The following is a 24,870-nucleotide window of genomic DNA, read 5'->3' on the forward strand; positions in this document are numbered from 1 at the left end:
CTCTCCCGGCCCCCACCGGGGCCGGAGGTCAGGGTGTCCACCACCCGGGGGGAGGTCCCCCGCACACTTCCCGGATGATCGTGTTGCAGCCCGTCCTCGAGGTCTACGCTTCCACCAGCTTCACTCTCTGGCCGATCGCCGAGGCTGGGCAGCCGTACGGCTTCCTGCCTCTTGACGGCACGCTCTCCGTCCCCGAGGTCGGCACGGCGGTCATGCGCATCGCCGACTGCAACGACATGGAACCGGAGGCCGGCAGCCACCCGCAGAAGCCCGCCGACCCGCTCGGCGCCTTCCTGTACGGGCTGCTCACCCTGGACGACCTCTTCGCATCCGGGGGTCTGCGCGTCACCGACACCGTCACCGGCGTCACCCTGCTGCCGGGCTGCTGCAACGGACTCGAGGAGCGCGGCGACTGGCTCGACGTCCTCGACGGCGACGGCTGGGCCTCCTTCGGCCACGATCCCTCCCCGCTCGCCGAACGGCTCGACGACGGCACGGTCCGCCTGACCATCGACGCCGAGCAGGCCGACAGCCCCGTCATCGAACTGCCCGCCGAGGAACTGCGGCGCCTGCTCGCCGGAGCGGAACACGACCTGACCGACTTTCTCCGCCTGGCCGTCACCTGGACCGCCCGGCACCTGCCCGAACACGCCGCATCCGTCACAGCCGCCCTCGCCCGCGTCCTGACCCTCCCCGTTCCGGCTCTACCGGGCAGACCCGTCATACCTCCGGGGCCTCCTGAACCACGGGCCATCGGAGCCACTGGCTGAACTGACTCCAATGCCTTGCACATTCGGCCGGCGGCCCTTGCCTGCCGACGCATGCCCCGCGCGAAAGGGCTCCTCCGCCCGATCTCAGGCTGGCTACCCTTGGAAGACTTGGTAATCCTTGGATTCCTTGAGAAGGAGTGGCTGTCGGGCCGCAGGGAAGATTTCAGTGAACGGGGCTGTGACCTGCTCACGGAAATCTTCCCTGCGGCGGTTCATGGCGGTTCGGGCGCATCGGTCGCTTCAGTGTCCGGCGGTTGCGGTGTCCTGCCGATCTCGGACAGGGGAGGCGCTGGGTCAGCGTTTGACGCGGTTACGGACGGCCAGGACCGCCAGGCCCAGAAGGACGGGCTCGGTGACGCGGGACGCCATCTCGATGTAGGTGCCGGCGGTGGTCAGGTCCTGTCCGGAGGAGCGGAACACCACCGAGTTGAGCGTGACGTTCAGAGCCTTCTCGAAGCGCTCGCCGGTGAACCTGTTCCCGGTGGGGTTCTGGGGATCAGCCTTGTCGATCTCGAAGGCGACCTTGCCGCCGCCGGGCGGTACGGTGCCGGTCACTTCCTGCTTCGGGTTGCCTTTCGGGAGTCCGAAGCCCATCAGCAGCACGATGGTAACGAGCATGGCGGCAGCGAGCCAGCCCAAGGCTCTGGAAGCGCGCAGACCGTAGCCGGACAACGCCCAGTAGCCGTGCAGCAGTCCGCGTTCGGCGCGGGTGGTGCCGGTGCGGTCGTGGCGGCGCATCTCCATCTCGCCGTAGTAGAAGTCCGCCGCCCCCGGCTCGTTCTTGCTGTCCTCGAAGGCCTTGCGCAGCGCCCGGTACGCCGGTGCCAGCTGCGCAGGCCCGACGTGCCCGTCGCCGAACACCGCCACGTTCCAGCCCCGGACCGCTGTCGGCCGGCTCGCGCGCCAGCGGTGCTCTTCGGCGAGGGTGCGGCGTTGGGTGAACCGTATGGGGCGCCAGCGCCGCCAGTGTGTGCGGGGTGGGACTGCGTCGAAGGCGCAGGTGCCTTCCAGCCGCACCTGGTCCAGGTGCACGGTCCCGACGAACAGGCACCTCGACAGGTCGACATCGGCGAGGACCAGATGAGCCGCGTCTACCCCGCGCAACGAGGCCATCCGCACTGCGGCGTCGGGCCCGTCGGCAAGAACCTGTTCGTCCACCGGCTGTCCGTCGGGAAGCACGAAGGGGTTGGCCTCCGCGGCGATCGTGAGGGGGTATTCAAAGACAGCGTGGGCGAAGTCCACCGTGGCGTAGCGCAGACGCAACTCGGCCGTTGACGACCAGCGGGTTCGCAAGCACTCCAGCCGGCGCGCGGCGAACGAGAGGTTCGCCGGGCCGCGGAACGTCGCCTCGGACAGCACAAACCGTCCGGCGCACACCAAAGGCCCGAGGGTGACCAACCGCTCGAAGGTCGCCTCCTCGAACCCAGCGTCGTCCTCGAAAACTGCCGACCGGAACTGGGCGACACCCTGGAAGGTCGCGCACCCGAATGAGGCGTGAGCCTTGAAGGTCGCCGACCGGAACTGACCGGTGCCCTGGAAGGTCGCCCGCACGAAAGAGGCGTCCTGGAAGGTCGCCGAGGCGAACTGGGCGAGGTACTCGAAGGTCGCCGAGGTGAACTTGGTGATTCCCTGGAAGGTCGCCGAGTCGAACCACGCGAGGTCGTGGAAGGTCGCCCACCTGAACCCGGCGTAGCCCTGGAAGGTCGCCGAGTCGAAATGGGCGTAGCCCTGGAAGCTCGCCGACTCGAAGCGAGCGAGGCCCAGGAAGGTCGCCGAGTCGAACCACGCAAGGCCCTGGAAGGTAGCCGAGTCGAACCACGCGTAGCCCTGGAAGGTTGCCCTTACGAACCGGGCATCGCCTTGGAAGGTCGCCGAGTCGAACCGGGCTTCGCCGAGGCGGGGGTGTCCGGTGGCGGGGTCGAGGAGGGCGTCGAGGAGGGCATCAAGAAGGGGTTCGGTGAAGGATGTGCCGCGATGGTCGATGTCGGCTCCGGGTGTCAGGCCGTCCAGGTAGGCGTCGCGGTCGGCGTCGGCCAGATGGGCGAGGCATGCGGTGTGACCAGGAGCGTGAACGCCGCAGCAGCCGACCGGGTCCTCCGGGGTAGTGCCGTGGCCACAGTGCGGCCAGTCAGGTGGAGTCGGGGACGGTTCAGAGCTCAGGTGTGGCATACCCGAAGGACGGCCGAGCACGGTCGATGGTTGCCGAGCTCGCCTCCGACACAGCCAGCACTGAAATCCTCGCTGCGGCACTGAAAGACGTACTGAAGTGAGTCGTGCGCTACGGAAATCTGATGACTCTCGGCAGGCAGTCGACGAACTACATGAAGTGACGGCCTACACCGCCCCATGCACTGCTTGCGCCGCAGATCCGGTCATGAGCAGGCAGACCGGCCGACCGACGCTGTCACCCTGCTCGCACGCCGACAGCTACCTCCGCCCAGACGGTCTTGGTGTATGCGTCGCGGACGGTGCAACCCCAGCAGTCCGCGTACGCCTCGACAAGAAGCAGGCCGCGCCCGAATTCCGCATCGGGTGACGCCGGGACAGCCACGGGGTGCGGAAGAAGGTGCTCCGGGCGGGTGTCGGTCACCTCGACGCGGACGGTGTCGTGCTCGGGCAGCAGGAGCAGCGTCAGCCGGAAGTCCCGCCCGGGGAGGCGTCCGTGGGTGATGGCGTTGGACGCCAGCTCGGCCGTGACGAGGGCGACGGCCTGGGACGTCTCGGAGTCGTACGGGATTCCCCAAGCCGCGAGCTGCTGCCCGGCGAGGCGGCGTGCGAGACGGGCACCGCGTGCGGTGGTGCTGAGGCGAATGGTGAACTGCGTGGCGTGGGTGGGTGGTCCGACCCTGACATTGGATGACTTCACGGAGTAACCGTCCCGTCACGCCTATAGCCTGGCGAGGTCGGACTTCCGTACCCGGCTACGCGGTACGGCCGCTGTACGGGTTCGTACGGCAGGTGTACGGGTCCGTGCTCGTGGCCGGGACGGCGGATCGGTCGTTACCGGTCACAACGGAACACTGCGCGGAACAGGGGGCGCGATGAGCAGGACGACCCAGCGGGAATGCGGGACCACCGGCCGGCGTGGACCGGACAAGGAACGTCCGGCGGCATGGAGCGCCTACGGCAAGCTCGTCCGCCTCTTCCGCGAACGCGCCGGCCTCACCCAACAGGCCCTCGCGGACGCCATCGACTACTCGCTGGAACAGGTCGCCTCCGTCGAACAGGGCCGCAGACCGGCGAAGGCGGCCTTCACGGAGGCCGCGGAACGCGCTCTGGACGCCGGCGGGGCGCTGCGGGTGCTCCAGGAGGACGTGGACCGGGCCAAACTTCCCGTCTTCTTCCAGGACTTCGCCCTCTTGGAAGCCGAGGCGGTGAGCAGGTTCTCGTACGATCCCCTGTTGATTCCAGGGCTGCTGCAGACCGAGGCATACGCGCAGGCGCTGCTCGAAGCGCACTTTCCTCCGTTGCCTGATGACATCGTCGAACAAAGGGTGGCGGCTCGACTTGCGCGTCAGGCGCTGTTGAGCCGCAAGAGCCCGCCCATGGTCTTCGTGTTCATCGTGGAGGAGGCAGCGATCCGGCGCGTGGTGCGGAGCACCACTGTCATGCGGGGACAGCTGGAGCATCTACTGGCGTGTTCGAAGACGCGCAACATCGAACTGCAGATCATGCCCACGGCCCGAGGTGCACACAGCGGGCTCAACGGGCCGATGGTGCTGGTCGAGTCGACCGATCGCAAGCAGTTCGTCTACATCGAGGCACAGGACATCGTGAGCGTCAGGTCCGACCGGAATGAGGTCAGCGAGTTCTGGCTGCGGTATGGGATGCTGCGCACGCAGGCCCTCGACACCGAGGAGTCCTCCCGTCTCGTCGAGTGCATGGCAGGGGAGCTATGAGCACCCATCAGGGCATTGAGCAGTCCAGTGAACTCGCCTGGTTCAAGAGCAGCTACAGCGGAACGAGCGGCGGGGACTGTGTAGAGGTGGCTGCCGGCTCGGGCGCCGTGTACGTACGGGACTCGAAGGCCGTGGGCGACGGTCTCGTGCTGCGGGTCGGCCGGGGCGAGTGGGCCGCGTTCGTGGCGCTCGCCACCATGTGACGTCACCGGCTTCCGCGTTTCTTCCCCTCGAGTCCCCAGGCCCGATCGATTCGGGCGTAAGTCCCCCCGGATCCGCTTTTCCCCCTCGTCGACTTCGCCGGACGGCGCGCCGCCGGCTTCGTCGGCATGAGGGAGAGCCGGGGCTGCATCGCGCGCGAGGGGACCGCGTACGCGGCGAACGCCCGCTCCGTCTCCACAATGGCCCACTCCGCGATACGCACTGAGGTGCCCGAGTACAGGACGCCGAGGCGGGGCAGCACCCGGGACAGGTACGGCAGCGGCTCCCCGTTCTCCCGGAGGAGTGCGGAGAGGACCGGCACGTTCTCCCGCAGCGGGCTGTCGACTTCGACCAGGAGATCCTGCCGTTCGGCGGTGGAGTACTTCGCCAGTTCAGGACTGACCGTGCGGACCAGGTCTTCCCATGTGATCGTGCGCTGCTGCCGTGCCTGACGAGCCAGCGTGTCACGCACGGCGGTCAGCAGCTCGCCCTTGGTGCGCGGGGGGCGACCCGCCGTGGAGCCGAAGACAGGGGCGTACACCTCGGTGTGGGCAGGCTCGGGCTTCCGCCCCGGTTGCGATTCCTTCGGCCGGCCGGCCCGCGCTACGGGCACCGCCGGGTCCGAGGTGTCGGGAGTCGTCCGCAAGCCGGTCCGCCGGGCGGCCCGCTCGTCGAGCCGTTCATACCGCTTGAACTCGACGGCCCAGCCCACGGTGCCCTCGCCGACGAGCATCCGCGCGTCGCCGGTGACGCGGTACACGTGAGGGGCGGACGGTCCGCCGATGCCGCCCGGGAGCGAAATCAGGCCCCGGACGACCGGGCTGCCCGCTGGTTTGACGTCGGCGACGAGCAGTCGTCGGCCCTCCGCCGCGAACGGCGAGTCGGATGGACCGGGGACATCCCGGGCCGGTGTGAAGACGAGGCCGCTCTGGAGGGGGAACGCGACCGGTCCGGGACGCGCGGGTGAGAGATGGATGCGCTCGGTGTGGGGTGTGACGATGCCGGTCGGCGTCAACAGGCAGTCCTCCAGCGGTGTCCAGGACACCTTGCGGTCCCGGCCCTCCGCTCCGACGTGGACCCGCCGCTCACCGCCCACCGTTTCGCAGCGGACCCTGAGGCAGTAGCCGTGGCGGTCGAGGACGTGCCGGGTGATCGGACCTCCGGAAGCGAAGATCCAGTCGATGCCGTCGGCGTCCGCTGCGAGTTCGTCGTCGGCCCGGCGCCAGGACCGGTGGTCGACGGTGCCGAGCTGGAAGCGCAGCCGGCGACGGCCGTCGGGCAGGTACACGTCCACCGCGTCGCCGGGACCGGCACCGAGGTCACGCGTGTTGACCTCTCCCTTCACCTTCCGCTCAGCAAGCAGCCTCTGCACCCCCCTCTTGATGAAGAGGTGGTCGGCGCTGGACTCGCCGTTGTTCTTCCGGTGGCAGTCCGGAGCGGTCGAGTGGTGGGCGAAGTGGCACACCTTGGTGGTGTACCGGCGGTCGCTCAGCTCCCCGCCGCAGCCCCCGAGCTGCAACCCGCACCAGTAGCTGTAGCCGGGGTGCGCCCCGCGCCAGCGGTCCAGTTCCCACGCGTCCATCGGCAGGATGACCGGGTGATCGGAGTTCTTGTGACCGATCACGGCTGTCTGCACGAGACGGTGGTCGAGCATGGGACCTCGCAGGGGCGTCAAAGAGCTGTCCGCCCGGCCGACGCGGGTGACATGAGCTTCTCCAGTATGTGTCTCATGCACTGAGTTCACAAGAAAGTCCCATCGACTCACGTACACCGTGAACCTCTCCGGCGTGTGCGCCGCGGCCCCTTCACGTCGCGCACACCGGCGGCTCGGACGAGTAGGCCGCGTCTGTGGCGCTCGCGGCCGAACGGTTCCGCCAGGAGGAGCGGGACGAAGCAACGGGTCGGTGCGTCGTCGTCCGGTGGTCGTCCGCCGTCCAGGTGGCGCCGGTGGACGAGCATGAGCGCGAGTTCCCCGGCCGGCCCGGCGCCCCCTTGCAGGGCTCGGCGCCTTCAGAGGGCAGCGGCGACGGGCGGACTCCACGCCTCGTGCACTGCGACGTCGGGGTGATCACTCACCCACTGGCGGGTCATCAGGATGTGTCACCTCTGGGGCTTCGGGGCCTACGCCGCCCGAAGATCCTCACCGTACCGGCCCTGGAACCCGCCCAGTCCGCTTGACCTGGACTTCGGTTGAGGTCCTAGCGTACGACGGGCGCGATCACCGGCCGACGGCAGGAGAAGACAACGATGATCCTTGTGACGGGTGCCACCGGAAACATCGGAAGCACTCTGGTGCGGCAGTTGCACAGGTCCGGCGCCTCACCCGTGCGAGGCCTGACCCGTGACGCCGCCCGAGCCTCGTTCCCCGACGGAGTCGAAGCCGTCGGGGGCGACCTCGCCCGGCCCGCCTCGCTGAAGCCGGCGCTGGACGGAGTGCGCTCCCTGTTCCTCGTGCCGGGCATGGGTGCGGATGCGGACGTTCTCACAGCCGCCCGGCAGGCGGGTGTGGAGCACGTGGTGCTCGTGTCCTCCATAACGGTGCGGACCCATCCGCACTTACCCGCCGCCGCCGAGAACCTGACCGTCGAGCGGCTGTTCCAGGACAGCGGGATGAGTTGGACGATCCTGCGTCCGACACAGTTCGCGTCGAACGCCCTGTGGTGGGCGGCGTCGATCCGGGAGCACCGGTCGGTCCGGGTGCCCTATGCGGACATCGGGCTTCCCGCCGTCCACCCCGCCGACATCGCGGCGGTGGCCCGGGCGGCGCTGACCGAGCCGGGTCACCGCGGGCGGACGTACACACTGACCGGGCCGGCACGGATCACGCCCCGGCAGCAGGCCCGAGCGATCGGGGCGGCCCTGGGGCACGACGTGTCCGTCGAGGGGATCGGCCGGGAAGAGGCGCACCGGCAGATGGCCCCCTTCATGGGAGACCGGACCGCGCACGCGGTGCTCGACCTGATGGGTGGGGACGTCAACGACGAACTGCTCACGGTGCACGACACCGTTTCGCGTGTCACCGGCTCCCCTGCCAGGTCCTTCCGGCAGTGGGCTGCGGAGAACGTCGCCGCGTTCCGCTGACGGCCCCGGCGGGACCGCTTCGCGGTGGGACGTGGACGTCAGGGCTTCTGACTGTGCATGGGCGCCCGGTCCAGTATCTCGATGTACATGATCCGGCCGTACACGACATCGAGGATCAGCATGCCCTTCGAAGGCGAGAGCGGTACGCACCGGTGGCCCTCGCCGTACGGCTTGCCCCACTGGCGCACCGCTGTGTGGATGCCCTGACAGAAGTCGTCGCCGCAGTCGCACATGGCGACCAGACGGACATCCCGCACGCAGATTGCCAACTCATGCTCTCCCTCATCTTCCAAGAGGGTGGTCAGCTCGGCGATAAGGTCGGGAAAGGCGTCACGGACGAGGGGATGGTCCTGCTCCATGCAGGGAGGGTAGCCCGAGCGGCACACCGAGCTTCGTTACGAGGGTATGGGAGGCGTGGTGGACGGTTCGGCCGAGGATGTGGAGCAGCCGCTGGATGCAACGGCACGCCCTTTGTGGACACGCGCTCTCATCCGGGAGTCCGTGAGAGCCCGGCAGCTCCTCTCTGCGGGCGAGTGGCGCCTGTCCTCGGCGGACGCCGAGGCGGTAAGGGCTGTCCTCGCCCGCCTCACCGCCCCGCTCCCGACCCGACGGGGCACAGCGGCACGGACCCGGGCAACGGACCGGGACAGACGGCTTCAACGCATACTCCGGACCACCGTCCACCACCTCGACGCCGGTACGGTCAGCCCGCCTGCCGCCGCCCTCCTGGCCGCCGTCGCCCGCTCCCTACTGCCCTGGCATGCGGCCCCGAATCCACCCCTCGCGGCCGCGGCTCCGAGGTACGGCATCGTGCCGGAGACGACGGAACGCGCGGCACCGCCGACCGAAGCGGGCGAAGCCCTGCTCCCCGGCCTGGCCGCACTGTTCACCGCCCTCGCCGCGACGAACGCGCCCGGCGCCGTCCCTCTCACGCCGCCGGTCGAGCCCTGGCAGGCCCGCTACGTGGGTCGATTCCGTCACTACACCAGACCCGCCCCGGACGTGTGGGCAGCCGAAACCGTCGGCTGCCCGGAGTGCGGAGGCAAGGACGGCCCGTGGACCGTGACCTGCGACTGGCACCGGGCCACGTTGGGCTGCCCTTGCGGGGCGGTGCTTCGTGAGCACGACCTCGCCTTCTCCGAGATGTGGCTCGTACTGCCGGAGACGTGACTGAGCCTCCGAGCCAGTGCGTTTCGCGGGCATCGCCTTGCTCCGGACAACCAGGGCGTCCGGCCGTCGGCGAGATCGACGCCTCGAATCACCTCGTCGCCTAGGACCAGGTCGTCGGAGAGGAGTTCGAGCAGCTCGGGCTCGACGTCGGCGACGCGGCGCGACAGCAGTCGGCGGCCGTTGTCGTCGATCGCGACGCAGTGGCGGTGGGTCTTGTCTGCGTCGACGCCGGTGTCGATCCAGTTCATCGTTCGGTACTTCACCGCGTGCCGGCGGTTGCAGTACTGGCGCCACCGGCGCTGCTTCAACGGCGTTCGCACCACCTGCACATCTGGCTCACGACCCCCACCTCATCATGACGGAAGAAGGCTACTGAAGACGCCAGACGAACTCGCCTTGGCCGTTCTGCACAGTGACGTCCGCCATTGCCGCACTTCCGTCGGACCCTGTCACCACGCACTGGAAGCTCTCGCCGGTGCGGACCGATACCGACGACGGGCAGTCGACGGTCACAGCCATCCCCAGCTGCTGCTCCACGCCGGTCCGTATCTCCTGTTCGACGATGTCCGTGTTCATCTGGACCCCGATCGTGTTCTCGATGATTCCGGCTCCGCCGAGGGAAACAAGGAAACACACGCACCACACGATCGGAATGGCGTAGGTCTGACGCACTTTTCCTTGCCGCACGAACAGGTACGCCGGGACCAGAAAGACGGCCAAGGCCGTCGGCACGGCATGGCCCGCCGCCCGCAGTCGGCGAACGTCCTGGACGGACAGTGCCACATTCAGACCCACCGCGGCCAGGACACCCAATACGGCGACAGCCGGTCCGGCGAGGCCGGCGAGTAGGCTACCGGCGAGGACAAGAAGCAGCGGCGCGAAGGCCAGTGCCCACGCGAAGGAGTTGTCCAGCGGAGCGGGCGGGGTCGGAGCCCAATAAGCGGGTGAAGCGGTGGGCCAGGCAGGAGGTCCCGGTGGCAGTGGTGGCGGCAGTTGGGGGTTGGGCTGCCAGGAATTTCCGTTCCAGTACCACCGCCCATCCGGTGACATCGGCGGTCGGTTGCTGTCGAATGCCATTTCTTTCCTTCCCCCCTGCTCCGCCGATGTGCTCAACGACGCCACCGGTTCGGGTGACGTAGTGGGCAACGAAGAGATGCGTGACCGAGGCAGCGTGACGGCTCACCTCGGAAGTGGTTCTGATAGGTGCGGTGGCCTGCGCATATGATGATTGAAAGTTGATCTAGTGAGCAAGATGTGAAGATAACGATTCATGGACCATCAATAGCGGTGGCTGTGGCGATGGTGGTGGGGGTCACGCCACATCAGTCGGCCGCAAAGTCGCCGATTCGATTGAGCGGTTTTCAACTTGCCTGATTTGTAAGGCGGGTTAGAGGTGCGAGCGCCTCGAATATTGCGTTGTACGGGGCCGTGCCGTGTCCCGGTTCTCACGCATCTCGTTGAACAAGGTCCCGGTGGCGCCGCTGTCCGTCGCCGCCGGACAGCTGGGCGGGGTGCGTTCCGGGACGGAAGGGCGTGAGGCATGAGCACGGTGCGGGAGACGCGGAGCGGTCGGACGGCGAAGGCGAAGGACGAGGGCGGCGGCGACCTGCCGGGGGCTTGGTCGGCGTACGGGAGGCTGCTTCAGCATCTGCGCAAGCGGGCCGGGCTCAACCAGCAGCAGCTCGGGGAGGCCATCGACTACTCGCTGGAGCAGGTCGCCTCGGTCGAACAGGGACGGCGGCCGGCGAAGGCGGCGTTCACGCGGGCGGCGGACCGGGTGCTGGAGGCGGGTGGGGTTCTGGAGGTGCTCCAGGACGAGGTGGACCGGGCGAAGCTGCCGCGCTTCTTCCGCAACTTCGCGGTCATCGAGGCGGAGGTCGTCAGCCGCTTCTCGTACGATCCGCTGCTGGTGCCGGGGCTGTTGCAGACGGAGGGCTACGCGCGAGCCGTGTTCGCCGGGCACTGCCCGCCGCTGAGCGAGGAGATCATCGACCAGCACGCGGAGGCTCGGTTGAGTCGGCAGAAGCTGCTGACGAGGGTGCCGTTGGCGGAGCTGTCGTTCATCGTGAGTGAGGAGGCGTTGCGGAACCCGGTGGGCGATGCGGAGGTCATGCGCGGGCAATGGCAACGGCTGTTGGAGGTCGGCGCGTTGCGCAACGTCGAGGTCCAGGTCATGCCTGCCGCTCCGGGGTTCCATTCCGGACTGAACGGGCCGTTCGTGGTGCTGGAGACCAGCGAGCACCATCACCTCGGGTACATCGAATCCCAAGAGGTCGGATGTGTCGTCCGTGATCCGGCAGAGGTCAGCGCCTTCGGGTTGCGGTATGGCAAGCTGCGATCACAGGCGCTGAACGGCGTGGAGTCTGCGCGGCTCATCGAAGGGTTGGCGGGAGAGACGTGAGTATGGAGCAGGTAACCGAGAACGTGAACGGGCTGCACTGGTTCAAGAGCAGCTACAGCGGATCGGGCGGCGGCGACTGCGTGGAGGTGGCCGCCGCCCTCGACGCCATGTACGTACGGGACTCCAAGGTCGCGGGCGACGGGCCGGTGCTGCGGGTCAGCCGGGACGAGTGGGCGGCGTTCGTTACGCTCACGGCGGGATAGGTGCCGACCAGGACTTCCGAGCGGAATAACGGGCTGGTTCGCGTCACTTGAGGTGACGCGAACCAGCCCGTTGTCATGCTGTCGGCTCAGAAGAGGGCGCCCTCGGCGCCCTCACCGAAATCCGACCCACCTCGCGCGGTCAGCTGCTCCTTGCGCTTCCGGACAGCCTCAGGGGAGGGCGGTAGCAGCTCGGGGTGCTTCTCTCTCGCCTTCTTCTCCGTCACTCCCTTGTGCAGCCCGAGGTGCACCTCGTCGGCATACGCCTGGTGGTTCAACTGGCGTAGACGGTCGATGATCTCGGTCCGGGCGAGCAGACCAATGGTGTAGCGGGTCCCCTGGTCCGTCTCGTGAAATCCGTGGTCGAGCGGAACCACCTCGTGGGTCGGGTCTGCGGGCGAGGTCTGCCCGAATTCGTCCAGTAGGTCGCGCCAGCCGTAAGCCTCGATAGTGGCTCTGTCGATTTCCCTGTGAATGTGGCGAAGTTCAACAATGTCTTCGTCCTGGCAATCGGGGTCGTGCACCAGATTGTAGGTGTCGGTAAGGCCCATGTTGCGGGCGAGCATCAGGTCCCGACGATAGACATCAAGCCGGGACCCAGCACCCCGGAGACAATCATTAAGCGGGGGATGAATGAGGGTTTCAAAGACATCGGTTGGACTGTAGTTGATCCTGGTTTCAAGAGTAGAGGTACGGTCAAGCGTCCACCAGAAATGAACAGAACCGCTAAGAAATGCGAGCAATGCCGGATCCTCAGAGGCAAAGACACACAGTCTATGCGTAAAAACCGCACCAGTTGAAATCACCACAGGCATCACTGCTTTACTCACAATGGTAATTACAATGCAGCGCTCCAGGGACGAAAGAGCACGCACCAACCCAGGGCGCTTATCTGCATACTGCCAATACCGCTGCGGCAGCGGGCTACGAAGAGCAAATTGCCCGCTCTTTGTGCGTTTTTGCCTCTCAGGCTTCACATCACGCACCACCTTGTCGAACGCTCGCGGATACTCCTCCGCTTTCGACTCTGGCCAATCGTGGAAATTAATGACCCACCGTTCGGCCAAGTGTTCGGGGTGTCCGTTGACGTCTTGGCCGTTCAGGTACGGAAAAACGACCGCAGAATAACGCTCATCTTCTGCAATCCACCCCTTGGCCTCTCCCTCCGGGAGAGTGAACCCAATACCAAGAACATATGAGCCGATGAATGACTTGCCACTGTTGCAGCGCAGTGGTTCAGCCCACGAAAGTTCCCGGGTTGCCGGATTTAGGGAAGTGGAGATCCCGTTCAGCACCCTCTCCCTGCCAAGCACAATGGAAGCATCACTTCCCGCACCTCGCTTTGTCGTCCATACGGCACAATACTCAAGCGCCGCCGAGGCCGACGGCCACGGAGAGCTCTTAATTGCCCTGCTAATCGTCACGCCCGCAGAGATAATTTGATCGAGGCCGACGTCACGAGTGTCACCTTGAGCCAGAGTATTGGTGGCAATCAACCCAGTCTGCCCATAGGCATTCAGTAGTGCGTGAGCTCGGAGTTCAAAATAGGCAACAAGATCAGCACTCCCGCGCTTCCCCTTGGCGAGATATTCAACCAAGTACTCACGGTAATTCTCTCCAAGCGAACCCTTGAGCTTCTTCCCGCCAAGGAAGGGAGGATTTCCCACAATTGCATCAAAGCCGCCTCTCAGTGAGAACACCTCGGGGAAGACCAAAGGCCAATGAACCGGCCGTCGTTTCAGGGCCTCCTCCGGCAGTTCCGCAGCTAGCCACTTTTCCGCAGTGGCCCGCGCCTCGCGCACCACGTCCGAGTCGTCCTCGACACCGTCCTCCACAATCCGCTGGACGGTCAACACTGCCTGCGGGAACAGGTCCTTCACCTGCTCACCGCCGTTCTCCGCGTGCCACTCCACGCGCCCCGAGGCATACGTCGCCAGTGCCGCGCCCGCAATCAAATCACCGACCAGCCGCAGTCGCTTCGAGTGCCGGTTGACCTCCTCCAGCCGCTCGCGCTTCTTCTGGAGCGCCGGCAGGTCGACGCCCTTGATGGCGGTGATCGCCAGACGCTCCCGCGTCAACTGGTCCACCAGCGCCCTCGCCTGCTCGGCAAGGATGTCGGCCTGCTGCCCCGGCTTCATGTGCACGGACTGGATCTGCTCCATGCTGTGCACGCCCAGCAGCGAGTCGCCGCACACCAACCTGTCGTCCAGGAACGTGAAGGGCCGCTCCGGGTCCATCGACACCAGCCACAGCGACAGCTTGGCCATCTCCACGGCCATCGGGTTGATGTCCACGCCGTACAGGCAGTGCTCGATGATCTGGCGGCGGGCCTCGACCACCACCGGGTCCTGCTCGGCGTCGGCGGCTGTCACGGCGTCCACGGCACGGCCTGCCCGGTAGACCATCGCGTCCGTGCGGCCCTCGTTCTCCCAGGCCTCGATGAGGCGGTCCGCGAGGTAACGGCAGGCCGCCACCAAGAACGCCGCCGAGCCCATCGCGATGTCCGCGACCTTCAGGTCCAGGATCTGGTCGGCCGACTTCAGGCGCCACTCCCCCGTGTCCGCCGTCTGGAGCGGGCCCGGCTCGTAGACCAGGGGCTCCAGCGCGTGCAGGACGACTTCCTCCGCCAGGAAGCGGGGCGTGTAGTGCGTGCCCGTGTTCTTCCGGAGGGAGGATTCGGCGACGTACAGGGTGCCGTTCGGGATGACCGTCGGCAGGCCGCGCAGGTCGTCGCGGAGGATGCCGACGAACGGGAGCAGGCGCTCCGTCAGCTCCGCGTCCTTCGTCACCGCGTTCAGTCGGCGGCGTGCCTCGGCCACGTCCTCGGCGCCCAGCGGGGCGAGCTTCTTCTCCAACTGGCCTGCCGTCGCCGGGGGCTTGGGGTCCTTCCACTTCTCGTGGATGGACTTCGCCAGTGTCTTCAGCGAACCGCCCGCCTTCGCCGTCAGGGACTCCAGCTCCCGCAGCGGCACCTCGTGTTCCAGGCCCTCCGGGCCGATGAGGCCCACCATGTGCTCGGTCGCCCGGCGCCCGTCGAACGACAGCAGGCCCTCGTACACGTACCCGATCTGCTCGACGTCCAGCGCGCGGAAGCTGAGGGTGCGGACCTCTCGGTCCTTGCCCTTGCCGACGCGGACCTCCTGCACGGCCTGGAGCATGTGCAGGACCGTGCGGTCGTCGATGGGGAGGAGCGGCGTGGTGCGCTCCAGCCACGGGTACTTGTCCGGATCGAAGATCGAGCCGTCGTAGGCCGGCAGGCGGAAGCCGGAGCCCGGGTGGTCCACTCCCCCGTGCACGGCGTGGAAGAGGGCGATCAGGCGGTGCCACGCCGACGTCGTGTGTTCCAGCGACGTCTCGCCCTCCTCGTCCGCCCGCGCCTTCAGCTCGTCGCGCAGGAAGCGGGCGGAGTAGGAGCGGGCGTACACCTCGTTGTCGGCGGGCAGCAGGCCGCGTTCCTCGGCGAAGAGGAGGAAGACGATGCGCATCATGACGCCCACCGCGCCCCGGTAGACCTCACTCGCGCTGACGCCCGAGGCGTGCAGGCCCGGCGCGCCGTTGTCGACGGCGCGTACGTCCGCCCGCCCTATGGCGTCCACGAGCAGTTCGACCGCCTGGCGGACCTGGACGCCCAGCGCCTCGGTGACGTCCTCGCCCGCCGCCAGGCTGGCCTTGAGCAGGCCGACCAGTGTCTCGGCGTCGTCGTACTCGAAGAACCGGCGGCGGCGCAGCAGGGACACGAACGCGCGGACGACGTTCCGCTCGGCCGCCTCGTTCCAGCCGATGGAGTCGAAGACGGCCGTGGTCGTGACGCCGCCGAGCGGTGCCCAGACGAGGCACCACCAGCGGCCGTCGGTGACCAGGCCCAGCGGGACTCCGTGGTGGCGCAGGAGGCGGGCCAGGCGGTCGGCGGGGGCCGCGGCCCAGTCGCCGCCTCCGCCCGCGCGGGCGGTGGGCGCCGTGCCCGCCGGGACGGTCATGCCGAGGAGGCGTACGCGCTTGGCGGCGGAGTCCACGTCGGGCTCGACCGCGAGGTCCGCGCCCGGTTCGACCAGGGCGAAGTCGGGGCGTACCTCGGTGTTGTGCTCCGCCACCCGCAGGGTCAGGCGGTCCAGGCCGTGGTGCTCGGACTCGCCCTGGCGGAACGTCAGCGCGTCGCCCCAGCCGAGCAGGCGGCCCAGGAGGTACGCCACCCACTCGTCGCGGCCCGCCGTCGTGTCCGTCTGCCAGTCGGCGTGGCGGGCGCGCAGCCTGGCCCGTTCGTCCTTCTCCAGGGTGTCGAGCTGGGGCCAGGCGCGCAGCAGGACGGGCATGGTGAGGAAGGGGCCGGAGACCTCGGTGAGGTCGAGCCACTCCTGGTGCTGCCGGCGGCCGTCGGCGGCCTGGGCCTTGGCGGCGGCTACTCCACGGCTCATGGGGCGGCGAGAGCTCATCGGCGGGCTTCCTTTGCGGGGACGACGAAGACGACGGCGGCGGGGAAGAGGTGGGAGCGGGGCTCGCGGTAGCGGGCGGCGATGGCGGCGAGTTCGCGTTCGCGTTCGGCGGGGAGGCCTTCGAGGCGTTCCTGCCAGCGGCGGCGGTCGTCCTCGAACTGGCGGCGTTCGTGGCCGGTCAGTTCGTGGGTGGTCAGCAGGGCGAGCTGTTCGCCCTCGCCGTCGCCCTCTTCCTTGAGCTTGGCGCGCAGGGTGGCCTCGAAGCGGTCGAGGGTGGCGGTGATGCGGCGCTCCTCCTCGGTCCGGCGGTCGGCGAGGCGGCTCTCCAGCTGGCGGCCGAGTTCGCCGGCGCGGGCCTCCAGGGAGCGGTAGAGCGGGTCCCGGAGCTTCGGCCAGGCCTCGGTGAGTTCCTTGCGCAGGTGCGGGGCGGCCTCCGTCCCCTCGGTGAGGGCCCGGGACAGGACTCTGCCCTGTTCGCCGACCGACTCCCAGCGGCGGAAGCGGCCCGTGTCGCCGAACCAGCCTCCCGCGTACAGGACTTCCTCGTGCAGGCGGGTGCCGTCGGTGCCGACGAGGACGTAGCGCGCGTACGCGGAGACGAGCGTCGTCGTGACGGCCGGGTCGTCGGAGACGACGGCGGTGACGCGGCTGAGGCCGACCGTGTCGGCGTTCCAGACGGCGGCCGTGAGCAGGCGTGTGGAGAGCGCGACGAGCGGGTGCTTGAGGTGGGCGAGGACCACGTCGTCCCTGCCCTGGGCGGCCACCGACGGGGAGAAGGTGAGCGGGCGCTGCTCGCCTTCGCGGAGCTTGTGGGCCAGGTTCCGGGTCGCCCGCTCCCAGCTTCCGGAGAGCGGCTGCACGTCGAACAGGTCGCCCGGTTCGAAGTCCTCGGCCCGGACCGTGGACGGCAGCAGCGGCGGCTGGTGGTCCAGGGCGAGGGCGGTCTCGACGACGCGTTTGACGTTCGACGGCGTGAGGCCGAGCGTGCTCACCGTCTCGTCGTACTGGTCGGCGAGCCGCTTGGTCTGCGCGGTGACGTTCTGCTCGGGTGCGACCTCGCCGCCCGTGCGGCGGCCCTTGATGGGCTTGGGCTTGGCGTTCTCGATGTCGACGGGGGCGGTGTCGCCGGTCATGCGGCGCTGGACGGCGTCGGCGAGGACGGCGTTGACGGAGCCGAGGTCGTGCTCCATGCGCGCGACCTTCTTGGCGACGCGGGAGAGGAACTCCAGGTCGGCCTCGTAGGAGCCGGCCTGTGCCTGCTGCCAGCCGGAGCCGATGAAGTGGGCGATCTCCGGGTCCTTCTTCTGGCCCCAGCGGTCGATGCGGCCGATGCGCTGTTCGAGCTTGTTGGGGTTGAAGGGGATGTCGTAGTTGACCAGGCGGTGGCAGTGGTTCTGGAGGTCGATGCCCTCGCCGGCGGCGTCGGTGGCGAGGAGGATGCGGACCTTGCCCTCGGCGCGGGAGGGCTCGGTCTGGAAGCCGAGGCGGATGCGCTCGCGCTCTTCCGTGGTCAGGCCGCCGTGCAGGCGCTCGACACGGCCGCCGTCGGTGAGTTCCTCCTGCTGGAGGAGGTCGTGGAGCCATTCCTGGGTGTCGCGGTACTCGGTGAAGACCACGATCCGTTCGTCGGTCCAGCGCTTGCCGTCGGGGCGGCAGATCGCCTTGATCTCGCGGATCAGGGCCTCGGCCTTGGAGTCGGGAGCGGCCTCGTGGGTGAGGGCCCAGCGCTCCATCTCCTGGAGCAGGTCGAGTTCCTGGCCGTCCTCGGCGGGGGTGAGCGAGGTGGAGCGGGTCAGGGCGTCGTCCTCGGCGTCGACCAGGCCCGTGTCGTCGAGGTCGGCGACCAGGTCGGCGAACTCCTCCAGCCACTCGGGGACTTCGGCGGCGGCCGAACGGCCGCGCGCGGGGCCGGTGTCGTCCAGGTGGGAGAGGTAGACCCGGACGGTGTGCAGGAAGGCGGCCGGGGAGGAGAACAGGCGCTTCTTGAGCAGCAGCGTCACCAGGTCGGCCGCGCGCCGCCCGCCCCGCGCCGTCGGCGTCAGCTTCTTGCGGCGCAGTTCGGCGAACGAGCCGAGCAGCTCGTGGATCGCGCGCTCCTGCTGCGTGTAGTCGACGGAGAGCTCGCGGGTGACGCGGGTGCGGAAGCGGGGCGTCACACCGTCCCGCTCGGTGATGGTCGACTTCAGGCGCCGTACGACGGTGTCCTTCAGCGCCTCCTTGTCGGGGTCGACGCCGCGGGCGAACCGCTGGTCGTCGATGAGTTCGAGGAGGGCCGTGTACGACTCCGGGTAGCCGTTGTGCGGGGTGGCGGAGAGGAAGAGGCGGTGCTCGAAGTGCGGGACGAGGCGCCGGATCAGCTTCGTCTGCTGGGAGTCGACGGCGTAGACCTGCTTGGGCGCGGCGGGTGCGACGTGGTGGGCCTCGTCGAGGACGAGGAGGTCGAAGAAGCGCTTGTGCTCGCCGTCGGGGCTCGTCTCGGGGGCGCCGATGACCTCGTCGAGGAGGCGCTGGGCCTTCTGGCCGCGCAGCCAGGGCAGGGAGACGATGGTGAGCGGGTGGACGCGGAAGGGGTTGGCCGCCGTGCCGTGGGTGCGGCGCAGCCGGGCACAGTGCTCGGAGTCGACGATGGTGAACTCCAGGCCGAACTTCTCGGCCATCTCGTCGCGCCACTTGAGGGTGAGGCCAGCCGGGCAGACGACCATGGTGCGGCGGGCCCGGCCGCGCAGCATCAGTTCCTGGACGACCAGGCCCGCCTCGATGGTCTTGCCGAGGCCGACGTCATCGGCGAGGAGCAGGTTGACGCGGGGGGCGCCGACGGCGCGGGAGACCGGCTCCAGCTGGTACGGCTCGACGGCGACGCCGGAGCGGAACGGGGCCTGGAGGGTCTTCGCGTCGGCGGAGGCGACGGCGGACCAGCGGACGGCGTCGAGGAAGGCGGCGAGGCGGTTCGGGGAGTCGTAGGAGCCGGTGGAGGCGTCGGGGAGGGAACCGGCGGGCAGGACGCGGCGGCCGGGCTCGACCTCCCAGATGACGGAGAGGGTGTCGCCGAAGCGGCCGTCGGCGACGGACTGGAGGTGGACCAGGGTGGCGGGGCGGCGGTTCCCGTCGCCGTCCCGCGCGGCCGGGGACGGCTCGACGCGGGCGACCACCCACGACTGGCCGCGCACCTCGACGAGATTCCCCTCCTCGGGGAGCTGCTCGGCCCCCGTCCGCTCGGTCTCGCGCTGAGCTGCTGGCGTCATGGGCGCTGTTCCCCTCGGTGTCTCCTGCGGCCGTCCGTAGACAGTGTCCTGTCTCCCCACCGGAACGGTGCGACCGCAGGCTAACACGAGGCACCGACTGTGAACAGAGATTACAAAAGTGTGGTCGATCGGGGGAGATTCAGGACATGCGGCGCAGCCGGTCCAGCAGGGTCCGCGCGCGCCCGTGGCGGTCGTCCCCCTCCGGCAGCACCCTCTCCTCGTCGCCGACCAGGCGCCTGAGCAGTTCGGTGGCCGCGTGCCGCTCTCCCGTGCGCACCAGCAGTACGGCGATCTCGTAGCGGGTGTCGAGCACTGCCGGTTCGTCCGGTCCGAGGAGGCTGCGCTGCTCGGCGAGGACCGACTTCAGCGCGTCCAGCGCCTCCCGGGTCCGCCCGAGCGCGCCCACGCACAGCGCGGCTCCGACGCGGGCGGCGAGCAGGTCGGCGCGCTCCAGTTCCGGGGCGGCCAGGAGGGTTCCGTACTCCTCCAGAGCACGGGCGGGGCTGCCGGAGCGGCGCAGGGCCGCCGCCTCGGCTAGCCGCGGGTGCGGCACCGTGAGTCTCACGGGGACGGTCGGCGGGGCGGCCGGTGCCCAGGTGGCGAGCACTGCGGCCACCTCCGCCGCCGAGGCGGGGCGGTCCTGCGGGTTCTTCTCCAGCAGGGCCTCCACCAGCTGTCGCAGCCCGGCCGGAAGTCCCGGACGGCGCTCGGCGATCGGCGGCACCGGGTCGTGCGCGTGCCGGTGGTAGAGCATGAAGGGGCTGGCGTCCGTGAACGGTGGCGTTCCGGCGAGCAGCTCGTACAGGACGCAGCCCAGCGAGTAGAGGTCGCTGGCGGGTACGGTCTTGCCGACGGCCTGCTCGGGCGCCATGTAGACGACCGTGCCGGGAGTGGCGTTGGCGGCGGTGAAGCGGGTCTCACCGGCGTGGGGTTCCAGTGCGGCGGCGACCCCGAAGTCCAGGACCTTGAGCTCTCCCCTCGGGGTGATCATCAGATTGGCGGGCTTGAGGTCGCGGTGCATGACCCCCTGGCCGTGGGCGTAGACGAGCACCTCGGCCGTGCGTCGCGTCACGTCCGCGGCGCGCTCGACGGGCAGGGGGCCGTCGCTCTTGAGTACCGCGTCCAGGGTGCGGCCGGGGACCAGGTCCATGACCAGGAACAACTCGCCGTCGTGACTGCCGTGGTCGTGGACCGCCGGGATGCCCGGATGCTCCAGTCGGCGGGTCAGGCTCGCTTCGCGCAGGAAACGCCGCTCCAGCGTGGTGGGTTCACCGGTCCGGCCGCCGCCGACGAGGAGTTTGACCGCCACCTCGCGGTCCTTGACCTGGTCGTACGCCGCCCAGACGACTCCCATGCCACCCCGGCCCAGCTCGTGCGTGAGCTCGTACGGTCCAAGGCTTCGCCGCATTGCGCCCGTCCCCAGCCAGTCCCGGCACCCAGGGTGCCTGCCACCTCTGCACGACCGTGAGCGGCGCGGCGCACCCGGTCACCGGGGTCATCCTCTCACTGTTCACACAGGCCTCGGGCCTTGCGGGACGAGGAAGGGGCGGCGCGGATCCTCCGGCGGGCCCGGGCGGGTGGCCAGCCCCGGGTCGGGTGCCGGCAGGTGCGGGGCGAGGGCCACGTAGACCTCGGCCGCGGAGGCCGGCCTGTCCTCCGGGCGCTTGGCGAGCAGTGCCGACAGCAGGTCCTGGAGGTCGCGCGGGACGTCGACGCCCCAGTCGGCGGCGAGGGGCGGCGGTGCGCTGAGGTGCCGGGAGGCCAGGAGCGCCGGCTGGTCGGTGGCGAAGAGGGCTTGGCCGGTGAGCATGTGGTGCAGCAGGCAGCCCAGCGCGTAGAGGTCGCTGCGACCGTCCAACGGGTTCTGACCGGAGAGCAGTTCGGGCGAGGCGCAGGCGATGTTGCCGATGCCCTCGCCGGTCATCGTCAGGGCCGGGTCCACGTCGGTCAGCAGCTTCACCAGTCCGAAGTCCAGGATCTTCACCACGCCGTCGCGTCGGACCATGATGTTCTGCGTCTTCAGGTCCCGGTGGACGAGGCCTGCGGCGTGGGCGGCGGACAGTCCCGCGCACAGCTGGGCGGCCACGGCGGCGGCCGAGGGCACGTCGAACCGTCCCTCGTCCTGCTGGTCGAAGAGGTACTCCAGCGTGGTGCCGTCGATCAGTTCCATGACCAGGCAGCAGGTGTCGTCCGTGAGGGAGGCATCGAAGACGGTGGTGATGTTGCCGTGGTCGAGGCGCGCCGCCGCCCGTGCCTCCCGTTCGAAACGGGCGAGGGCCTCCTCGCGGCTTCGCGGCACGGCCAGCAGGTCTGCCGCAACGGTCTTCACCGCGACCAGCCGCTCCAGGTACACGTCGCAGGCCTCCCAGACCTGCCCCATCGCGCCCCTGCCGAGGACCGACTTCAACCGATAGCGATCACGCAGCACCAGTCCCGGCGTAAATTCCTGCATTTCCTCCACCCTCCACATTTCCCACACCTTAGATCAGAGCCCTTATGCTGTGAACAAAGTCAATGAGGGGAGTACCCTTCGTCTCACACGGCGCTGGGTGCCGACCAGCCCAGCAGGCCAAGCACCTCGGAGACCTTCGATGAGTACCTCCAGTTCCGTACCCGTCAGCCTGGCCGAGATCGCCCGGATCGCCGGCGTCGGCCGCGCCGCTGTGAGCAACTGGCGGCGCCGCCATGACTCGTTCCCCTCCCGCATCGGCGGCACCGACGTCAGTCCGCAGTTCTCGCTCGCGGAAGTCGAACGCTGGCTGCGGGAGAACGGCAAGCTCAAGGACGTCGGCGGACGCGAGTTCCTGTGGCCTCGCTTCGAGGCACTCGGCAGCCGGGACGAGTCCGGCCTGGCGATCGCCGAGGCCGCCCGCCGGATGCGCTCGCCCCGCACACGCACCACCTGCCCCGATCTCTCCGCCGAAGTACGGCAGTTGGTCGGCGAGGCGGCGGCCCTGGGCCGCACCGAAGGGCCGCGCGAGACCTTCGAATTCCTGTTGCAACGCTGGCTCGAGACACATGTCCGACAGCTCAGCACCACACCCGCGCCACTCGCCACCCTGATGACCCGGATCGCGCTCGCCGCGCGCATCGGTGAACCGGAGGAAGGGCTGACCGCCCTCGACCCCGCCTGTGGCACCGGGCACCTGGCGGCCGCCGCAGCGCAGGAGTACGACGGCTCACGACTGACCGTGCTGGGCTGCGAGCGGGACCCGGCCCTCGCCGCATTGGCCACCGCCCGTCTCGGGTTCGCCACGGAGGAGCGGGACGTTCGTACGGAGATCGTCACGGCCGACGCGTTGCGCGAAGACCCCTTCGCGGGCACACGAGTCGACATCGCCTTGTGCAACCCCCCGTTCAACGAACGGGACTGGGGATACGAGGAACTCGCCACCGACCAGCGCTGGGCGCACGGTCTGCCGCCTCGCACCGAGCCGGAACTGGCCTGGGTGCAGCATCTGCTGTCCCATCTCAAGCCCGGCGGATCGGCCGTCGTCCTCCTGCCACCCGCCGTCGCCTCACGCAAGGCGGGCCGCCGTATCCGCGGCTCGCTGTTGCGCACCGGCGCCCTCAGGGCGGTGGTGGCCCTGCCGCCCGGCAGCGCTCAACCACACAGTGTCTCCCTGCAGTTGTGGCTACTCAGAGCCGCCCCGGACAGCCCGCCGGCCGCCGTTCCCGCCCAGGACGCGCTGCTCGTGGACGCCACCGGCTTCGCAAGGCCCGGCACGCGTGAGCCGGGGCCCGACTGGGATGCCCTCACCTCCTTCGTCCTCTCCGCGCTGGCCGACCTCGACCACCCCGAGGCCGATCCGCCGGAGAGCGCGGTACGCGTACCCCTGCTCGACCTCCTCGACGACGAGGTCGACGTCACCCCGGGGCGGTACACGGCATCCCACAGCGAACCCACCGGCACGGAACTCGCCACCTCATGGAAGGAGCTGGGCTCCCTGCTCACCGGGCTGACCGCTCATGTGCAGCAGTTGTCCGAACTCGGCTTCGAGACGGCGGCACCGCAGACCACGGCCGCGGTCGGGGAACTGGTGAAAGCCGGCGCACTGACGCTGCGTGCCGGGCAGCAGCCACCGGAGAACGGATCCTTCTCCGAAGACACCGAAGTACCGCTCCTCACCGTCCCCGACCTGCTGATGGACGGCGCCCCTGGCGGTCTGATCCCCTCACGCACGGCCCAGACCGTGGCCGAAGAGGGAGACGTGGTGGTCGCCGGGGTGGTCCGCGCCTTCCGGGCATGGGTCCACCAAGGACCGCCGATGGCACTGGGCCCCCAGCTCTACGCCCTGCGAGTGGACCCCGAGAAGATGGACGCGCACTTCCTCGCCGGCTGCCTGCGCGCCCCCGCCAACGGCCGTCAGGCGGGCACACACGCCTCCAGCTCGTCCCGGGTCGATGTCCGACGCCTCCAAGTGCTCCAGCTCCCTCTGGAGGAACAGGCGGCCTATGCGGAGACCTTTCGTCGCCTCAGGGACTTCGAGACTCTCCTCAGCAGGGCGGACAGCCTCGGCAAGGGGCTGGCCGGCGACGTGAGCGACCGGCTCGCAGCGGGTGGGCTGACTCCCTGACCGCAGCGAGGCAGCCTTCTCCCGCCCGCCTGGGTTCCCCCGCTACTCGATACCGGTCGCGTCGAGCAGCCGGACCACGTCCTTGCGCCCGTATCCGAGCAGCCGGGCTCGGTGCACGCCCATGAGCAGCAGGTGTGCGGCGATGTGCGCCGCGTATCCGTCCCGGTCGTCGCCAAGCCACTCCTGGGGCTTCTCGACACCCAGGCTGTTCATCACCAGCCCGTGCTCGCGCCGGACTTCGGCCACGGTCCCGGCGACCGCGTCCAGCAGCGTCCTTCCCGGCCGTTCGCACTCCAGGGCAAAGTGCCCCCGGTCGACCGGCAGGCATCCGTCCGGCGGCCGCTCCCGCAGTCCCGCGTACCGCTCGTCCCCGAACCCGACTGCGCCGAACTCCTCGTGCACCAGGGAGAACCGATGGAACCCGGCCGGGACCGGAAGAGGTGGCGGCGTGTACTCCCACCCCGCGTCCTCGTACAGCTGCCGCTTGACCTCCTCCTCGTCGGCGTGGGTCACGGTGAACCCACCGGCGTCGTTGCGACCGGTGGTCGTGCCGTCGGGGTTGCGGTGAAAGGACAGACTCATGTGTACTCCCGTGATCCGCGAGGGGAATGAACAGTGACAAACAGGGATGAATGAAAATCCCTCGTCGTTGGATCAAACGGCCCACGGCCCCCACCCGTGCCCACCCCAGGCGGCATCACCCGATCGCGTGAGCACGGGGTGCAGGCTGACGCCCGGCAGCCGGTACCCCGTGCTCACGCACCGCGCATGAGCTCCGCGTTGACGGCGTCGACCCGTGCGTGCAGGGGCCCTTCAGTGACGATGTCCTCGCCCCTCCCCAGGCGCCCCACGGAACCAGCCGGTTCCACCCTTGACGCACCGGCTCGCCGCACTGCCGC

18 protein-coding genes and 1 pseudogene are annotated in these 24,870 nt (G+C 69.0%); 8 read left to right on the forward strand and 11 right to left on the reverse strand.

The window, feature by feature from the left end; all coding sequences use genetic code 11:
• Positions 1 to 74 precede the first annotated feature (74 nt).
• Positions 75 to 770, forward strand: coding sequence for a hypothetical protein (locus ACFP2V_RS26690; protein WP_381217627.1), 696 nt, complete (start codon positions 75 to 77; stop codon positions 768 to 770).
• A 294-nt stretch (positions 771 to 1,064) separates the two neighbouring features.
• On the opposite strand, the gene ACFP2V_RS26695 is transcribed toward ACFP2V_RS26690, so the two are convergent.
• Both ACFP2V_RS26695 and ACFP2V_RS26700 read right to left on the reverse strand, forming a co-directional pair.
• Positions 1,065 to 2,939: a pentapeptide repeat-containing protein gene (locus ACFP2V_RS26695; RefSeq protein WP_381217629.1), complete on the reverse strand. Its 1,875-nt coding sequence runs from the start codon at positions 2,937 to 2,939 to the stop codon at positions 1,065 to 1,067.
• Between the two features lie 235 nt (positions 2,940 to 3,174).
• Positions 3,175 to 3,636, reverse strand: coding sequence for an ATP-binding protein (locus tag ACFP2V_RS26700; RefSeq protein WP_381217631.1), 462 nt, complete (start codon positions 3,634 to 3,636; stop codon positions 3,175 to 3,177).
• Positions 3,637 to 3,811: 175 nt separating this feature from the next.
• Between ACFP2V_RS26700 and ACFP2V_RS26705 the strand changes: the two genes are divergently transcribed.
• Positions 3,812 to 4,669 carry a helix-turn-helix domain-containing protein gene (locus ACFP2V_RS26705; RefSeq protein ID WP_381217633.1) on the forward strand — a complete coding sequence of 286 codons (858 nt, stop codon included), beginning with the start codon at positions 3,812 to 3,814 and terminating at the stop codon, positions 4,667 to 4,669.
• On the forward strand, positions 4,666 to 4,872 hold the full coding sequence (locus ACFP2V_RS26710; RefSeq protein WP_381217635.1) for a DUF397 domain-containing protein: 207 nt from the start codon (positions 4,666 to 4,668) through the stop codon (positions 4,870 to 4,872). Before ACFP2V_RS26705 ends, ACFP2V_RS26710 begins: the two co-directional genes overlap by 4 nt.
• 2 nt (positions 4,873 to 4,874) lie before the next feature.
• Here the strand turns inward: ACFP2V_RS26710 and ACFP2V_RS26715 are convergent, their stop codons facing one another.
• Positions 4,875 to 6,524 (reverse strand): hypothetical protein, encoded by a 1,650-nt coding sequence (locus ACFP2V_RS26715; protein ID WP_381217637.1) that lies wholly within the window; start codon positions 6,522 to 6,524, stop codon positions 4,875 to 4,877.
• Between the two features lie 593 nt (positions 6,525 to 7,117).
• Here ACFP2V_RS26715 and ACFP2V_RS26720 point away from each other — a divergent pair.
• On the forward strand, positions 7,118 to 7,951 hold the full coding sequence (locus ACFP2V_RS26720) for an SDR family oxidoreductase (RefSeq protein WP_381217639.1): 834 nt from the start codon (positions 7,118 to 7,120) through the stop codon (positions 7,949 to 7,951).
• 38 nt (positions 7,952 to 7,989) lie between these two features.
• On the opposite strand, the gene ACFP2V_RS26725 is transcribed toward ACFP2V_RS26720, so the two are convergent.
• Positions 7,990 to 8,310 carry a hypothetical protein gene (locus tag ACFP2V_RS26725; protein WP_381217641.1) on the reverse strand — a complete coding sequence of 107 codons (321 nt, stop codon included), beginning with the start codon at positions 8,308 to 8,310 and terminating at the stop codon, positions 7,990 to 7,992.
• A gap of 142 nt (positions 8,311 to 8,452) precedes the next feature.
• Between ACFP2V_RS26725 and ACFP2V_RS26730 the strand changes: the two genes are divergently transcribed.
• A complete protein-coding gene (locus ACFP2V_RS26730) occupies positions 8,453 to 9,121 on the forward strand; it encodes a hypothetical protein (protein ID WP_381217643.1) in 669 nt (222 codons plus the stop codon).
• Between the two features lie 59 nt (positions 9,122 to 9,180).
• Here the strand turns inward: ACFP2V_RS26730 and ACFP2V_RS38715 are convergent.
• Together ACFP2V_RS38715 and ACFP2V_RS26735 are read right to left on the reverse strand one after the other, a co-directional pair.
• Positions 9,181 to 9,369, reverse strand: a pseudogene (locus ACFP2V_RS38715) (IS110 family transposase); the annotation flags it as partial.
• Between the two features lie 121 nt (positions 9,370 to 9,490).
• Positions 9,491 to 9,904, reverse strand: coding sequence for a DUF4333 domain-containing protein (locus tag ACFP2V_RS26735; protein ID WP_381217645.1), 414 nt, complete (start codon positions 9,902 to 9,904; stop codon positions 9,491 to 9,493).
• A gap of 757 nt (positions 9,905 to 10,661) precedes the next feature.
• Here ACFP2V_RS26735 and ACFP2V_RS26740 point away from each other — a divergent pair.
• Together ACFP2V_RS26740 and ACFP2V_RS26745 are read left to right on the forward strand one after the other, a co-directional pair.
• On the forward strand, positions 10,662 to 11,522 hold the full coding sequence (locus ACFP2V_RS26740) for a helix-turn-helix domain-containing protein (RefSeq protein ID WP_381217647.1): 861 nt from the start codon (positions 10,662 to 10,664) through the stop codon (positions 11,520 to 11,522).
• Positions 11,523 to 11,524: 2 nt separating this feature from the next.
• The gene (locus tag ACFP2V_RS26745; protein WP_381217649.1) at positions 11,525 to 11,725 is read left to right on the forward strand and encodes a DUF397 domain-containing protein; all 201 of its coding nucleotides are present in this window, start codon (positions 11,525 to 11,527) and stop codon (positions 11,723 to 11,725) included.
• Positions 11,726 to 11,811: 86 nt separating this feature from the next.
• Here ACFP2V_RS26745 and ACFP2V_RS26750 read toward each other — a convergent pair whose 3' ends face one another.
• From ACFP2V_RS26750 to ACFP2V_RS26765, 4 genes are all read right to left on the reverse strand, one after another.
• On the reverse strand, positions 11,812 to 16,152 hold the full coding sequence (locus ACFP2V_RS26750) for an Eco57I restriction-modification methylase domain-containing protein (protein WP_381217651.1): 4,341 nt from the start codon (positions 16,150 to 16,152) through the stop codon (positions 11,812 to 11,814).
• Positions 16,149 to 19,394 carry a DISARM system SNF2-like helicase DrmD gene (gene drmD / locus ACFP2V_RS26755; protein ID WP_381217654.1) on the reverse strand — a complete coding sequence of 1,082 codons (3,246 nt, stop codon included), beginning with the start codon at positions 19,392 to 19,394 and terminating at the stop codon, positions 16,149 to 16,151. The genes ACFP2V_RS26750 and drmD overlap by 4 nt, the downstream gene beginning before the upstream one ends.
• Before the next feature lie 139 nt (positions 19,395 to 19,533).
• Positions 19,534 to 20,802: a serine/threonine-protein kinase gene (locus ACFP2V_RS26760; RefSeq protein WP_381217656.1), complete on the reverse strand. Its 1,269-nt coding sequence runs from the start codon at positions 20,800 to 20,802 to the stop codon at positions 19,534 to 19,536.
• A 102-nt stretch (positions 20,803 to 20,904) separates the two neighbouring features.
• Positions 20,905 to 21,864, reverse strand: coding sequence for a serine/threonine-protein kinase (locus ACFP2V_RS26765; protein ID WP_381217658.1), 960 nt, complete (start codon positions 21,862 to 21,864; stop codon positions 20,905 to 20,907).
• Between the two features lie 121 nt (positions 21,865 to 21,985).
• Between ACFP2V_RS26765 and ACFP2V_RS26770 the strand changes: the two genes are divergently transcribed.
• On the forward strand, positions 21,986 to 23,971 hold the full coding sequence (locus ACFP2V_RS26770) for an N-6 DNA methylase (RefSeq protein ID WP_381217660.1): 1,986 nt from the start codon (positions 21,986 to 21,988) through the stop codon (positions 23,969 to 23,971).
• 42 nt (positions 23,972 to 24,013) lie between these two features.
• Here the strand turns inward: ACFP2V_RS26770 and ACFP2V_RS26775 are convergent, their stop codons facing one another.
• On the reverse strand, positions 24,014 to 24,553 hold the full coding sequence (locus ACFP2V_RS26775; protein WP_381217662.1) for a hypothetical protein: 540 nt from the start codon (positions 24,551 to 24,553) through the stop codon (positions 24,014 to 24,016).
• Positions 24,554 to 24,870: the final 317 nt, after the last annotated feature.

The organism is Streptomyces incanus (assembly GCF_042656345.1).
Classification (GTDB): Bacteria; Actinomycetota; Actinomycetes; order Streptomycetales; family Streptomycetaceae; genus Streptomyces; species Streptomyces incanus.

Coding starts and splice junctions, on each gene's coding strand:
- ACFP2V_RS26705 (WP_381217633.1), top strand. CDS start 3,812: ATGAGCAGGACGACCCAGCGGGAATGCGGGACCACCGGCCGGCGTGGA.
- drmD (WP_381217654.1), bottom strand. CDS start 19,394: ATGACGCCAGCAGCTCAGCGCGAGACCGAGCGGACGGGGGCCGAGCAG.
- ACFP2V_RS26765 (WP_381217658.1), bottom strand. CDS start 21,864: ATGTGGAGGGTGGAGGAAATGCAGGAATTTACGCCGGGACTGGTGCTG.
- ACFP2V_RS26690 (WP_381217627.1), top strand. CDS start 75: ATGATCGTGTTGCAGCCCGTCCTCGAGGTCTACGCTTCCACCAGCTTC.
- ACFP2V_RS26695 (WP_381217629.1), bottom strand. CDS start 2,939: ATGCCACACCTGAGCTCTGAACCGTCCCCGACTCCACCTGACTGGCCG.
- ACFP2V_RS26770 (WP_381217660.1), top strand. CDS start 21,986: ATGAGTACCTCCAGTTCCGTACCCGTCAGCCTGGCCGAGATCGCCCGG.
- ACFP2V_RS26750 (WP_381217651.1), bottom strand. CDS start 16,152: ATGAGCTCTCGCCGCCCCATGAGCCGTGGAGTAGCCGCCGCCAAGGCC.
- ACFP2V_RS26775 (WP_381217662.1), bottom strand. CDS start 24,553: ATGAGTCTGTCCTTTCACCGCAACCCCGACGGCACGACCACCGGTCGC.
- ACFP2V_RS26725 (WP_381217641.1), bottom strand. CDS start 8,310: ATGGAGCAGGACCATCCCCTCGTCCGTGACGCCTTTCCCGACCTTATC.
- ACFP2V_RS26710 (WP_381217635.1), top strand. CDS start 4,666: ATGAGCACCCATCAGGGCATTGAGCAGTCCAGTGAACTCGCCTGGTTC.
- ACFP2V_RS26715 (WP_381217637.1), bottom strand. CDS start 6,524: ATGCTCGACCACCGTCTCGTGCAGACAGCCGTGATCGGTCACAAGAAC.
- ACFP2V_RS26745 (WP_381217649.1), top strand. CDS start 11,525: ATGGAGCAGGTAACCGAGAACGTGAACGGGCTGCACTGGTTCAAGAGC.
- ACFP2V_RS26740 (WP_381217647.1), top strand. CDS start 10,662: ATGAGCACGGTGCGGGAGACGCGGAGCGGTCGGACGGCGAAGGCGAAG.
- ACFP2V_RS26720 (WP_381217639.1), top strand. CDS start 7,118: ATGATCCTTGTGACGGGTGCCACCGGAAACATCGGAAGCACTCTGGTG.
- ACFP2V_RS26760 (WP_381217656.1), bottom strand. CDS start 20,802: ATGCGGCGAAGCCTTGGACCGTACGAGCTCACGCACGAGCTGGGCCGG.